General features: G+C 59.5%; 13 protein-coding genes. 12 read left to right on the top strand and 1 reads right to left on the bottom strand.

Annotated features, from left to right (window positions below; translation table 11 throughout):
• Positions 1 to 63 precede the first annotated feature (63 nt).
• The 8 genes from A6U87_RS14390 (at position 64) to A6U87_RS14355 (ending at position 7,893) form a co-directional block, all read left to right on the top strand.
• Positions 64 to 2,502 carry a TonB-dependent receptor gene (locus A6U87_RS14390; RefSeq protein WP_198928706.1) on the top strand — a complete coding sequence of 813 codons (2,439 nt, stop codon included), beginning with the start codon at positions 64 to 66 and terminating at the stop codon, positions 2,500 to 2,502.
• A gap of 48 nt (positions 2,503 to 2,550) precedes the next feature.
• The gene (locus A6U87_RS14385) at positions 2,551 to 3,549 is read left to right on the top strand and encodes an iron-siderophore ABC transporter substrate-binding protein (protein ID WP_065691926.1); all 999 of its coding nucleotides are present in this window, start codon (positions 2,551 to 2,553) and stop codon (positions 3,547 to 3,549) included.
• 1 nt (position 3,550) lies between these two features.
• Complete coding sequence (locus A6U87_RS14380) at positions 3,551 to 4,264, top strand: siderophore-interacting protein (RefSeq protein WP_158007274.1); 714 nt, start codon at positions 3,551 to 3,553, stop codon at positions 4,262 to 4,264.
• The gene (locus tag A6U87_RS14375; RefSeq protein WP_065691924.1) at positions 4,261 to 5,295 is read left to right on the top strand and encodes an iron ABC transporter permease; all 1,035 of its coding nucleotides are present in this window, start codon (positions 4,261 to 4,263) and stop codon (positions 5,293 to 5,295) included. Before A6U87_RS14380 ends, A6U87_RS14375 begins: the two co-directional genes overlap by 4 nt.
• A 104-nt stretch (positions 5,296 to 5,399) precedes the next feature.
• Entirely contained in the window at positions 5,400 to 6,335 is a 936-nt protein-coding gene (locus A6U87_RS14370; RefSeq protein WP_244499495.1) for an iron chelate uptake ABC transporter family permease subunit, read from the top strand.
• On the top strand, positions 6,332 to 7,165 hold the full coding sequence (locus A6U87_RS14365; protein WP_065691923.1) for an ABC transporter ATP-binding protein: 834 nt from the start codon (positions 6,332 to 6,334) through the stop codon (positions 7,163 to 7,165). The genes A6U87_RS14370 and A6U87_RS14365 overlap by 4 nt, the downstream gene beginning before the upstream one ends.
• A 168-nt stretch (positions 7,166 to 7,333) precedes the next feature.
• The gene (locus A6U87_RS14360) at positions 7,334 to 7,594 is read left to right on the top strand and encodes a type II toxin-antitoxin system ParD family antitoxin (RefSeq protein ID WP_065691922.1); all 261 of its coding nucleotides are present in this window, start codon (positions 7,334 to 7,336) and stop codon (positions 7,592 to 7,594) included.
• A gap of 2 nt (positions 7,595 to 7,596) precedes the next feature.
• A complete protein-coding gene (locus tag A6U87_RS14355; protein WP_065691921.1) occupies positions 7,597 to 7,893 on the top strand; it encodes a type II toxin-antitoxin system RelE/ParE family toxin in 297 nt (98 codons plus the stop codon).
• 181 nt (positions 7,894 to 8,074) lie between these two features.
• Here A6U87_RS14355 and A6U87_RS14350 read toward each other — a convergent pair whose 3' ends face one another.
• Positions 8,075 to 8,971 carry a MurR/RpiR family transcriptional regulator gene (locus A6U87_RS14350; protein WP_065691920.1) on the bottom strand — a complete coding sequence of 299 codons (897 nt, stop codon included), beginning with the start codon at positions 8,969 to 8,971 and terminating at the stop codon, positions 8,075 to 8,077.
• A 146-nt stretch (positions 8,972 to 9,117) separates the two neighbouring features.
• Here A6U87_RS14350 and A6U87_RS14345 point away from each other — a divergent pair, with 146 nt between their 5' ends.
• From A6U87_RS14345 to A6U87_RS14330, 4 genes are all read left to right on the top strand, one after another.
• Positions 9,118 to 10,149, top strand: coding sequence for an ABC transporter substrate-binding protein (locus tag A6U87_RS14345; RefSeq protein ID WP_065691919.1), 1,032 nt, complete (start codon positions 9,118 to 9,120; stop codon positions 10,147 to 10,149).
• Positions 10,150 to 10,226: 77 nt separating this feature from the next.
• Positions 10,227 to 11,006, top strand: coding sequence for an ABC transporter ATP-binding protein (locus A6U87_RS14340; RefSeq protein ID WP_065691918.1), 780 nt, complete (start codon positions 10,227 to 10,229; stop codon positions 11,004 to 11,006).
• Positions 11,003 to 11,764 (top strand): ABC transporter permease, encoded by a 762-nt coding sequence (locus A6U87_RS14335; protein ID WP_065691917.1) that lies wholly within the window; start codon positions 11,003 to 11,005, stop codon positions 11,762 to 11,764. The genes A6U87_RS14340 and A6U87_RS14335 overlap by 4 nt, the downstream gene beginning before the upstream one ends.
• Positions 11,761 to 12,531 carry an ABC transporter permease gene (locus A6U87_RS14330; protein ID WP_065691916.1) on the top strand — a complete coding sequence of 257 codons (771 nt, stop codon included), beginning with the start codon at positions 11,761 to 11,763 and terminating at the stop codon, positions 12,529 to 12,531. The genes A6U87_RS14335 and A6U87_RS14330 overlap by 4 nt, the downstream gene beginning before the upstream one ends.
• The last annotated feature ends 32 nt before the right edge of the window (positions 12,532 to 12,563 follow it).

The following is a 12,563-nucleotide window of genomic DNA, read 5'->3' as shown; positions in this document are numbered from 1 at the left end:
CGGGGGTTTCGTCGTCGATCCGCATGAAGGGGTATTGTGTTGAGATTTTCGGGACGAAACAAATTGCTTGCAACTGCGCTCGTCGCCTCGGTGGCCGCGCTTTCACTATTGTCGAGCCAGCCGGCCTTGGCACAACAATCCACCACGGGCAGGACACAGCCGGGATCCTATAATATTCCAGCACAGCCCTTGAGCAGCGCGCTCGCCAGTTTCGCGCGCACCAGCGGATTGAAGATCGCCTATCCTGCCTCCATTACGCAGGGCAAAACCTCCAGTGCCGCCGTCGGGCCCTACACCCGTACCGATGCCTTGAAGCAGATCCTGTCCGGTAGCGGACTTTCCTACAGTTTTACCGGCGACAACGCGGTAACAGTCTTCGATCCACGCCAGACGGACGCAGGCCGCATCAATACGGATGGCGCAACCGCTCTCGAAACGCTCGTGATTGCCGGCGATCCCGGGACAACCGAAGGGACCGGGTCCTACACAACAGGCCAAATGGCAACCGCAACCGGCCTGCCGCTTTCCATTCGCGAGACCCCGCAATCCGTTTCGGTTATTACCCGTCAGAGGATTGAGGACCAGGACCTGCGCAGCGTCGAAGACGTGGTCGTGAACAGCCCTGGTGTCATCTTCAAGAAGAAGGGCATCGCCGACGACAATGACAAGGGCCTGTTTGCCCGTGGCCTTGAGATCGAGAACTTTCAGGTCGATGGCGTCAACGTCAACAAAAACCTCAATTCGCTCAGTCTCGACACCGAGATCTATGACCATATCGAGATCGTCCGCGGCGCAAACGGCTTGCTCAGCGGTGCCGGCAGCCCTTCGGCGACCGTAGATCTGATACGCAAACGCCCGACATCCGATTTTCAAGCGTCCGTCGAAGGCACAATCGGGTCCTGGAACACCCACCGCGGAACCTTCGATGTTAGCGGCCCGATCTCGGAAGATGGCGGCCTTAGGGGTCGCGGCGTCGGCGCATTTCAAGAGGGCAATAGCTACATCGACCGGCTGACGCAGAAATCGCAGGCACTATACGGTGTTCTGGAAGCCGATATTGATGACCGTTCGATGCTGACCTTTGGCGGCGAATACCAGAACAAGGAATGCAGGGCTTGCGGCTACTTCGGCGCACCGGCCTATTTTTCTGACGGCACGCCCGCAGTATTCGACCGGTCCTTCAACTCGGCCGCGAACTGGAGCCGCCAGGACCGCACGCGCTACAGCGGGTTCGTCGAGTTCGAGCACGAGTTTGAAAACGACTGGAAGCTCACCGCAACCGGCACCTACATCTATGAAAACAACGACCGTACCTATGGCTGGTTCAGCCGCAACGGCTACGCGGACAAGGATACCGGCGCGGGATCGAGCCTTTGGGTTGCCAAATGGCCTATCCCAACGAAGCAGGCGAGTTTCGATGGCAGAGTCGAAGGTCCCGTGGAAATGTTTGGCCGCGAACACGATCTCGTCTTCGGTGTGAATGCATCCCGCACGCGCGCCGATTATGCCATGTATCCGCTTTGGACAGTGCCCGGTTTCGACGCCTCGATCCCGAATATCTTTAACTGGAACGGCGACTTCCCTGAGCCGGAATGGACGACGACCGGCACGCGCTACTATACGCTGACGCAATACTCTGCTTACGGCGCCGCTCGTCTCAAGCCGACAGACGATCTCTCCGTTATCCTCGGTTCACGCATCAATTGGTACGATCAGGACTCGACCTACGACTATATCGCCTGGGGCCCCTACCCGGATGCCATCAAGGAGAGCGGCGTCTGGGTTCCCTATGCCGGCGTTGTCTACGATCTTACAGACAGCCTCTCGGCCTACGCCAGCTACACCAGCATCTTCCAGCCGCAGTCCGTGATGGACGTAAGCGGGCAAACGCTGCAGCCGGTCACTGGCGATACCTATGAAATCGGCATGAAGGCCGCACTGTTCGACGAACGATTGAACGCCAGCGTCGCTCTTTTCCGTACCAAACAGGACAACTACGCTGTCGCCGACGGCAATCTCACTCCCACCGGTGATGACGCTTATGTCGCAGCGAATGGCGCTGTCATTCGTGGCATCGAACTCGAACTCTCCGGCGAGATCCTGCCCGACTGGCAGGTACAGGCGAGCTTCACCCATGCCAGCACTCACCTGCCGGATGGCTTCAATATCAGCGTTGGCGTTCCCCAGAATTCGATGAAGCTCTTCACCTCCTATCGCCTGTCGGGCGAATGGGAAAAGCTCACCGTCGGCGGTGGTGTCCGCTGGGAAAGCTCCAGCAGCTTCACCCAGAAGAACGGCACGTTTCCGGATGGCGTGACGACGAAGCAGGATGCCTTCTTCGTGGTCGACCTGATGGCCAAGTACGACTTCACCGAGAACGTGGCCGCAAAACTCAACATCCACAACCTCTTCGACAAGAAGTACTACGCCAGCACCAACATCTACAGCAACGTATATGGCGATCCGTTGAATGCGACGCTGTCACTTAGTTACAAGTTCTGAGGAAGATGCCGGCTACCGCTAAAATTCGGTAGCCGGCCTTTTGTTGCCATGACCCTACGACACGACCCAAGCAGGCGGCAATTTCTGACGGCACTGATAGGCTATTCGGGATTGCTTTCGACAGGAACCCCCTCTCTCGTTTTCGCAACGGGAGAGAAACCGTTTCCGATCGACATCCACCACGCGCTTGGAACGACCCGAATTAACGCGGAGCCAAAACGTATCGTCACCCTTGGCTGGAATGGCGAGGATGCCGTGCTGGCGCTTGGTCGTGTGCCTGTCGGCATGCACCGATACGGCCTGTTCGAGCGTGGTATCCTTCCCTGGAACGAAGCCTATCTCAGGGGCCAGACACCCGAGCTTCTGCAATCGGGCATACTTGACTACGAAGCGATCGCCGCGCTCGAACCGGATGTGATCCTGGCCATCAAGACCGGTATCAACGAAATCGAATGGCAGCGGCTGTCCAGTATTGCGCCAACCGTTGTCTACGCTTCGGCTCCATGGAAAGCAGACTGGCGCGAGCAGATGGTCATGACGGGACTGGCGCTGGGCGAACCGCAAAAAGCCCGCGATCTGATTGAAGGCACGGAAAAACAACTTCGTGACCTTGCCGCAACCCACCCTGACCTGAAAGGCAAGACCTTCATCTTTGGCAGCTATTTCCCGGGTGAAGGCACGCTCGGCGTCTATTTCGCCCGCGATCCGCGTGTCCGCGAACTTGTCGCCATGGGACTTCGACTGGCACCGGGCATTGAGGCTTTGATGGCAACAGAGCCCGATGCCAACGGTACCGGCGTGAGCCTGGAGGAACTCGATCGCATCGACGCCGATGTGTTGATCGTCTGGTATGGCCCCGGTGCGCGCGCTGACGCGGAAGGCCAGCCGCTGTTCAAGGCTTTCGGGCCTGTGCGGCGAGGCGCCTACATCGCGCTCGATGATCCCGTTTCCGTCTGGGCAACATCCGCCGTCAGTGTTTTGTCCATTCCTTATGCCTTCCCGAACTTTGTCGAGCGTATTGCCGCTGCGGCCACGAAAGGGCAATGACATGGTCGAAGAGCCGGAATTTCACGTCGCCACCGTTCATTCGAAGAGACACATTAGCCCATCCATGATCCGCGTGGTGCTCGGTGGAGATGGTCTGCGCAGCTTCGCGAGTTGCGGCGGGCTGGATGAATTCGCATGGCTTAGTTTTCCGCAAGGAGATGCGCCGCTCGCCGATGCGCCGGGCCGCTATTACACCGTCCGCCATTGGGACGGCGCAGCAGGTAGGATGACAGTCGACTTTGTGTCCCACGAGGGCGGTATCGCCTCCACATGGGCACGCCTTGCCGAACCCGGAGATCGGCTGGGTGTACTCAAGCCGCGCTTCCGCTACGTCCCGCCGGCCGATTCCTGTTGGGTCGTTCTACTCGCCGACGCGACGGGGTTGCCGGCCGTTGGGCGCATCATCGAAGAGCGCCCATCCGCGGTCCCAGTCATCGCACATGTCGAGATCAACAGCATCGAAGATCGCCAGGATTTTTCAGCCGATGGATATCATTGCCATTGGCATCCAAGCTTCAACCATGACGGGCGAGCGAGCAGGCTCTCCGAGATCGCCGTGGAACTGGAACTCCCACAGGGGCCCGGCTACGTCTGGGTTGCCGGCGAGGCCAGCGAAGTTGCCGCCTGCCGTCGGCATTTTCGTGACACGCTGGGACTCCCGCGGGAGCGGCTGACCTCGATCGGTTACTGGATCCACGGGCAGGCCCGATCATGATCATGAGCGCTCCGTCCAGCCGGTTGGCCGCTCGTCCTGCGCGGACACTGCTTCCAGCGGTGGCCGTCCTTGCCCTGCTGCTCCTGCTGCTCTCGATCGCAAGCCTGATGCTGGGCGCGCGGCCTGTCTCGCTTCCCGTACTCAACGCCGCCCTCCTGCACTATGATCCCGATGTGACCGAACAGATCATCGTGCGCGATTATCGTTTGCCGCGAACGGTCCTTTGTATCCTGTGTGGCGCGGCCTTCGGGACCGCCGGCGCTCTGATCCAGGCGGTAACCCGCAACCCACTTGCCGATCCCGGCATTCTCGGCGTCAATGCTGGCGCAGCTTTCGCGGTCATTCTGGCCGTCGGTATATTTTCGCTAGCATCGATCGAAGCCTTTGTCTGGTTCGCGCTCACCGGAGCGGCCATCGCCGGATTAGTCGTCTATGTGATCGGCACGTCCGCCGGCGGCGCGACCCCGGTTCGCCTGCTCCTCACAGGTGTCGCCCTGTCGGCCGTACTGGGTGGTATCGGCTCCTCGATAATCCTGCTCGATCCGCAAGCCTTCGACAGCATGCGTCATTGGCAGGTTGGAACGGTCGGCGGACGCAACATGAATGTTGCCGTCACCGTTGCGCCGTTCATCGTACTCGGCCTTGGCCTTGCGCTCGCCGTCACACCTGCGCTGAACGCCGCCATCCTCGGCGACGATGCCGCCCGAGCTCTGGGGCTAAATCTGATCAGACTGCGCGTTGCCGTGGTGGTCGCCGTGACCTTGCTTGCCGGTGCGGCAACCGCGGCCGTCGGCCCCATCACCTTTATCGGTCTCATGGTTCCCCATGCGGTGCGCTGGCTGGCGGGGCCAGACCAGAGACGGATCGTTCCACTCACTATGCTCGGTTCGGCCATGCTCCTGCTCGCCTCCGATATTGCCGGCAGGCTCGTCATTTTTCCCGATGAGCTGGAAGCCGGGATCGTGGTGGCATTCCTTGGCGCACCGGTTCTCATCGCGCTTGCCCGCAGCGCAAGGACGACCGCGCTTTGAAAACGCTGACCTGCCGCCTGCCAAGACGAGGTTCAAATGCCGGTTCCCGGCTTTCCTTCCGTACCCCGGCACGAACAGTTTGGGCTTCGCTCGGCCTTCTTTTCGTGCTCATCGCTGTTGGTCTTTTCACTTTGACCGCAGGCCGATTCAACGTCGGCATGATGGATGTTGTGGACGCCCTGTCCGGGCGCGGTGCGGAGAGGACCAGAATGATCGTCGTCGAGTGGCGCTTGCCTCGCCTCCTGCTCGCTGGTCTTCTCGGCGCGGCTCTCGGTTTGAGCGGTGCGATCTTTCAATCCTTGACGCGTAACCCGCTCGGCTCGCCCGATATCATGGGCTTTGCAGCCGGTGCTTATACCGGTGCGCTATTGGTCATCCTGCTGTTTGCAGGCGGCTATTACCTGACTGCGGCAGGAGCCATTGCTGGCGGGTTAGCCACTGCAACGCTCGTCTATGTCTTTGCCGGAGCCGGCGGCAATCACGGTTTCCGCCTGATCGTGATCGGGATAGGCACGTCCGCCATGCTCTCCGCTTTGAACGCATGGATGATCCGCAGGGCCGATCTCGATGTCGCCATGGGAGCCGCATTGTGGTCCGCAGGATCCCTGAACGGTCTGGGCTTCGAGCAGCTTGTACCCGCAGCCATTCTTCTGGCGTTATTGGCAATACCCATCATCGCGCTGGCCCGGCCTATGCGACAAATGGAACTGGGTGAGGATGTCGCGCTTGCCTCCGGCATTGCAACCACGAAAAGCCGCCTTGGGCTCACCTTGTGCGGCGTCGCGCTCACCGCCATCGTGACCGCGGTCGCAGGGCCGATCTCGTTTGTTGCGCTGGCTGCCCCGCAGATCGCCCACCGCCTTGCACTATCTTCCGGCACGTCGCTGCTGCTCTCGGGACTGATGGGCGCGGTGCTCCTCACCGCCGCGGATGCCGCGGCACAGCACGCCTTTGGACTCCAACTCCCCGTCGGGGTCATGACGGTGAGTGTCGGCGGCTTCTATTTCCTATGGCTTCTCATCCGCGAGGGACGGCGATGACGATAGAACAAGCACCGCATCTTGCCGCGCAATCCATAACCCTCGGCTACAAGGAAAAAACGATCTGTCGTGATCTGTCGCTTGCCGTGCAGCCGGGTTCGTTCACGGTGATCATCGGCCCGAATGCCTGCGGAAAGTCCACCCTGCTGCGCGCGCTCGCACGTCTGCTTGTGCCTGCCGAGGGCAGCGTTCTTCTCGATGGACAGGACATCGCTCGCCTGCCGACAAAGAGCGTCGCCCGTCGCCTCGGGCTGCTGCCGCAATCCTTTGCCGCCCCTGATGGCATCACCGTTTCCGAACTCGTCGGGCGAGGCCGTTATCCGCATCAATCCTTTCTCCGGCAATGGTCGGCGGCGGACGAAGAGGCCGTACATGCCGCCATGACGGATACCGACATTGCGGGCCTTGCCAATCAACCGGTCGATACACTTTCGGGAGGTCAGCGCCAACGGGCTTGGGTCGCAATGGCACTCGCACAGGAAACATCGCTGCTCCTTCTCGATGAACCCACGACATTCCTGGATATCGCCCACCAGATCGAGCTTCTCGATCTCTTCGAGGCGCTGAACCGGAAAGGCCGGACGATTGTTGCCGTGCTTCACGATCTCAACCAGGCCTCCCGCTACGCCTCACATCTCGTCGCAATGAGGGAGGGGACGATCGTCGCGGAAGGCGCTCCCGCAGCAATCGTGACGCCGGAAATGATCAAATCCGTCTTCGATCTGGATAGCGTAGTCTTCCCAGATCCGGTCACTGGATCGCCTCTTGTCGTGCCGAGCCGTCGACCTAACAGTTCGGCGTGCCCCTGCGAAATTGCGTCGGAAGGCTGATCGGTCGTATTTCCCCACCTGATCTGAAACTCAACGAGGCATGGGTGTTGTTGATAGGCGCGCGCGGTCACTCGATCGCGTAAAACGTTTCGGGAGACCGGATCAACATTCTTGATAATAGTTGATAAAGGGCCGATCTTTTCTCCATCACATTAGATGGAGGACCGCATGATCAGTGCCGATTTGGGAAAACAGCTCGAAAGCTATATCCAGCAACTCGTCGATACCGGTCGCTATGGTTCGAAAAGCGAGGTCCTGCGTGAAGGTGTGCGACTGGTCCAGGATCGCGAGACCCGTCTCACCGCGCTGAATGCTTCCATCAGGCGCGGCATTGCCGATGCGGAGGCCGGCCGAACGAAACCGGCGAGCAATGTCTTCGACCGTCTCGACGCCAAATATCGTGCGATGGCTGACAAGGCCGAAAAATAAGCATGATCCTTGAGTTCTCCAGCGAGGCGGAAAACGACCTTGAGCAGATCGCCGATTATATCGCTGAGCATAATCCACTGCGCGCGATATTGTTAATTCGGGAGTTGCAGAGCAAGCGTGAGGAACTGGTCGATAGTCCGAACGGCTTCGCCCTCGTCCCCCGCTACGAGCACCATGGTATTCGTCGTCGCGTTTATGGCAACTATCTGATCTCCTACCGCGTCGAAACCGGAACGGTGGTCATCATCCATATCTTACATGGCGCCACCGACTATGGGGCCGCCCTGTTCGACGAATGAAGCGAACATATCGATCTGGGTTATCTCGTGCATTAAAGCAAAGCTGAAGCGGCTACTCTGTGCATCTCTACGTCATCGTGCAGATCAGCCATCCGCAACCGTTCTTGCATTTGATGGGAAACTAAGCGGCGCCAGTTCGCGCCTGAGCTGGAAACCCGCCGCCAACTGGTTGTCAATCGGATTATTTCGACGAGGACCAGTCTGCATCGGCACTCAGCATCCATGGATATGAATAGGCCGCGAAACGCTCTGCGATCTCAGCCGCATCGGGCGTCTTGCTCGCCACGCCGGCAATCAGCGCCTCGATAAGCCCCAGGATCGCAGTGTCGGATGGCGGATTGTATTCGTGGTAGGCTTCGACAAAAAGCGAAACGTCGGCAACCTTCGCAAGCGGAGATTTCAGCGTGTCGGTGATGGCAAGCAATGGAATGCCATGGCGCTTTGCATGACGCGCGACAACGACGGTATCGCGCATGTAGAGCGAAAAGGCGATCGCGATCACCAGGTCGTCGGGCCCGAACTTGAACAATTGCCGGGCTGCACCCACCGCCCCTCCGCCGTTTTCGATCACACGAACATTCGCTCCGGTCAGTTCCAATCCACATGCCAGGATGCCCGACAGATGCGCGGCGTTCTCGAATCCCGCCACGAATATCCGCTTTGCCTTGCAGATCATGTCCACGGCTTCTTCGGCGCGCGTGCTTGTCAGATTGCGGATCGTAGCCTCGAGATTGGCGATGTCCTCGCGCATCGAGGCAACCATCACTTCATAGGTCGGATTGCCTTCGGCAACCTTCTGCTTCAGGCGCTCGACCGGAGCAAAGAGGGTCTCGAATCCCCGGATCAGTTCGGCACGAAACTCAGCATAGCCGGAGAAGCCTATGGCTGTTGCAAAGCGGTTCGCCGTCGCGACCGATACGCCGACGGTTGCGACGGCATCGTGAATACTCATGCGCGCAAGGCGAAGCGGTTCCGCCAGCACGAAATCCGCGAACTGCCGCAGCGCACTGGACAGTTCCGGATAGTGTTTTTCAATGCGCTCCGCGACCAAAGTCTGCGAGGGAAGTCCGCCTGTCATGCGTCCGCCATTCGTCTCCAAAATTTCGTTCCCGCGGCTCTTGAAATATTTATTACATCGTTTTACGTTGAATGTAATAAAAATAATAATCCGCTCTCTCTCGGGGAGGAAGCTTGCCCTCAACGCAGCTTCGGAGCTATCGAAATATGCCGTTATCCGCCACTTTGTCTCCAAGTCGGCGCCAGGTTCTGAAGGGTGCTGCAGGCGCAGCATTCAGCTTGGCTTTTGCCGGTCCATCGCTTGCAGCTGACCTAAAGCCTGTCACCACCGCCTTGGGATGGATCCCCAATGCCGAATATGCCGGCCTGTGGATTGCCATGGAGAACGGTTACTTCGCCCAAGAAGGGATCGACATCAAATATACGCCTGGCGGCCCGAATGCTCCCGGCGTCCTGGTGCAGCTTGCCGCGGGCAAGGCGGATTACGCAGGCTCGGATTGGATCCCGTTTCTGGAGACGGTCGAAAAGGGCAACGACTTCGTCATTCTTGGCGCCTCCTACCCAACGAGCCCGGCCGCGATCCTGTCGCTCGCCAAGCGACCGATCCTCGAACCGAAGGATCTCGTCGGCGCCCGTATCCTCAGCCAGATGCCGGCGGATAAGAACACTGTCGATTACATCCTGACGAAAGCAGGTCTCCCGCTCGAGTATACGCTCGTGCCCACCGGCTTTTCGCCCGAACCGCTGCTGGCAGGCGATGGTGACGCCTACTTCGCATTCGCGACCAACCAGCCGATCACGCTCGAAAACATGGGCATGAAAGAGGGGACCGACTTCCACGTCACACTGATGGACAAGCTCGGCTATTCGACGCCGGCCGGCATCATCGTTGCCAAGAAGTCCTACGTCGCCGAGAACCGGCCGCTCGTCGTCGGCTACCTCAAGGCCTTGATTCGCGGCTGGAAAGAGAACGCCAAGGACCCGAAGGTCGCAGCCGAGGCGATCGTCAATAAGTACGGGTCGGACTACGGGCTCGAACTTGCCCAACAGATCAGGCAGAACGAACTCGGCACACCATTGATCCAGGCACCGGGCACACCTGGACCATTCTGGTTCGACCCGGCCGTGGTGCAGACAACGATTGCCAAGATTGCTCAGGCAGCGGGCCACCAAACAATCCCTCCGACCGAAAAAATCGTGGATCTCGGACCGCTTCAGGACGCGATTGCCGCTCTCTGATTGATCTCCTCTTGGAAGGCGAGAGTGCCGCCGGCAGGCCGTGCTCACGCCCCCATCATGAAACGAAGAATTGACGAATGCATAACCCTGCAATCCGCCTGGACCATGTCGACAAGACATTCAGCCTTGATAGCGGACAGCCGCTACGCGCGCTTGATACGATTGATCTCAGCATCGCCAAAGGCGAGTTCGTGGCGGTGCTTGGCCCTTCCGGCTGCGGCAAAAGCACGATCCTGAGGCTGGTGGCTGCCCTTGATGCGCCGTCGAAAGGTCGCGTGACCATCAATGGCGCATCGCCAAAGGAGCTCAGCAGTGCCCATAGATTGGGTGTTGCGTTTCAGGATCATGCGCTGCTGCCGTGGCTGAACATTTTCGAGAATATCGCCTTGCCTTTCCAGGTCGCGGGAAAGCCGGCCGACCGGACACGAATTGCAAATCTGCTGTCACTGGTCGGCCTTGGTGGCTTCGAGAAAGCCCGCACACGTGAGCTTTCGGGCGGCATGCGCCAGCGCGCCTCCATTGCTCGCGCTCTGGCGCTTCATCCCGATGTCCTGCTGCTCGACGAACCTTTTGGCGCATTGGATGCAGTGACGCGCCGACAGATGAATATCGAGCTGCAGAGCATCTGGCAGGCCGAAGGCATTACCACCTTGCTGGTGACACATTCGGTCGACGAAGCCCTTTTTCTTGCCGACCGCATCATTGTGATGAGCGGGCGCCCAGGCCGCATCATTCGCGATATCACGGTTCCATTCGCCCGCCCACGTCTACCATCCGTGATGCGTGATCCCGCCTTTCATGCGCTGACTGATGAGCTGACGCTCGCGCTGGAACCGTCGGGGTCCGGCAGCCAATGACAGCCAGTCGCAATCAATCCCCCACGCGCTTTCTGCTGGGCCTGATCGGTATCCTCCTGTTTTTCGGCCTTTGGCAACTGATCGGGACATACAAGCTGGCGGGTATGACCTGGCCGACGCTGACGTCGGTGTTGTCCTTCATCGCCGATCCGGCCCGCAGGCCGCTCCTGCTGCGAGCGACCACGGCAAGCTTCTCGTCGGTCGCGATCGGTTATAGTCTCGGTGTGCTGATCGGTTTGATCCTTGCGGCAGTGAGCCTCATTCTGGCCTCGGTAAAGCCAGGTCTTGATCGTCTGGTTGCGCTGATCCACGCGGTACCGCCAATTGCACTCGCTCCCGTGTTCATGACCCTGTCCTCAAGAGACGCGACGCCTGTGGCACTGTGTGCGCTTGGCGTCTTCTACTTGATCTATATCGCGGCAACGTCGGGATTCGGTGCCACCTCGGAGGCTCATCGCAGCCTGTTCCAGACACTCGGCGCTGGTCCTTTCGCCACGGTGTTGCGGCTCTATCTTCCTTCGGCGCTGCCCTCCCTGATCTCGGGATTGAAGCTTGCCATCCCTGTTGCGTTCATGGGCGAGATTGTCGGCGAGTGGTTTGGTGCCTCGCGGGGTCTCGGCCTGCTGATGGTCAGCGGAATGCAGAATTTCCAGATACCGCTGCTCTGGAGCGCGGTTCTCATCACCACCGCGACCTCGCTCATCCTGTTCGCATTGATGGGAGTTGCCGAACGGTTCGTGGAGGAGCGTTTCAGATGAACGACCCGAAACAGACAGGTGGCACCCGAATTTCGATATTTCTCTCCAAATACTGGGGTGCAATAGCCCTCATCCTGGCGTGGCAGCTTTGGGTGTCGCTCGGAGAGTTGAACGCTGTCGTGGTCCCAGGCCCCGTGGCTGTGGCAGCCGACATCTTCTTCAATCCCGGCCTCTATGTCAGAAATGGCGCGGAGACATTTCTTGTCGCGGTGGCTGGCCTCATTGCGGGCTTTGTCGCCGGCGTGCTTATCGCGATAGCGGCCTGGGCGTCGCGCATCCTGAATGGGCTGCTTACGCCGCTGGGTCTCGTCTTCTCGTCCATTCCTGTTGTTGCTCTCATTCCCATCATTGCGCGGCTTTTGGGTTACGACATCAGCACCGTCATCGCTATCGTCGCAATATCGGCCTTCTTTCCCACATTCATCTTCGCGGGGTCCGGTCTTCAGTCACTGCCGGCGGGTAGTTCCGACCTGTTTCGGGTGATGGGCGCGAGCCGATGGCAGACGTTCCTGCGGCTGGTGCTGCCATCGGCCGTGCCCAACATCATGATCGCCATCCGATTGATCGCCCCGGAAGCGGTGCTGGCCGCGATCCTTGCCGAACTCCTGATGGGAACATCCGGACTTGGCTTCCTGTTCCGCGAGGCGTCGAGCCGGTTCGCCATGGACCGCGCCTTCGGCACCTCGATCATCGCGACCATCATCTCCGTGACCTGTTTCGGCTTGGCGCTCGCCGCCGAACGCGCCGTGGCGCGTCGCTGGAAATAACCATTCAATGATCTCAATGAAGGAGTTCTGAC

Origin of the sequence: Rhizobium sp. AC44/96, from assembly GCF_001692185.1 — a bacterium.
Taxonomy (GTDB): domain Bacteria; phylum Pseudomonadota; class Alphaproteobacteria; order Rhizobiales; family Rhizobiaceae; genus Rhizobium.
Note: the sequence above shows the minus strand (reverse complement) of the source record. Positions and strands in the feature narration are given on the sequence as shown.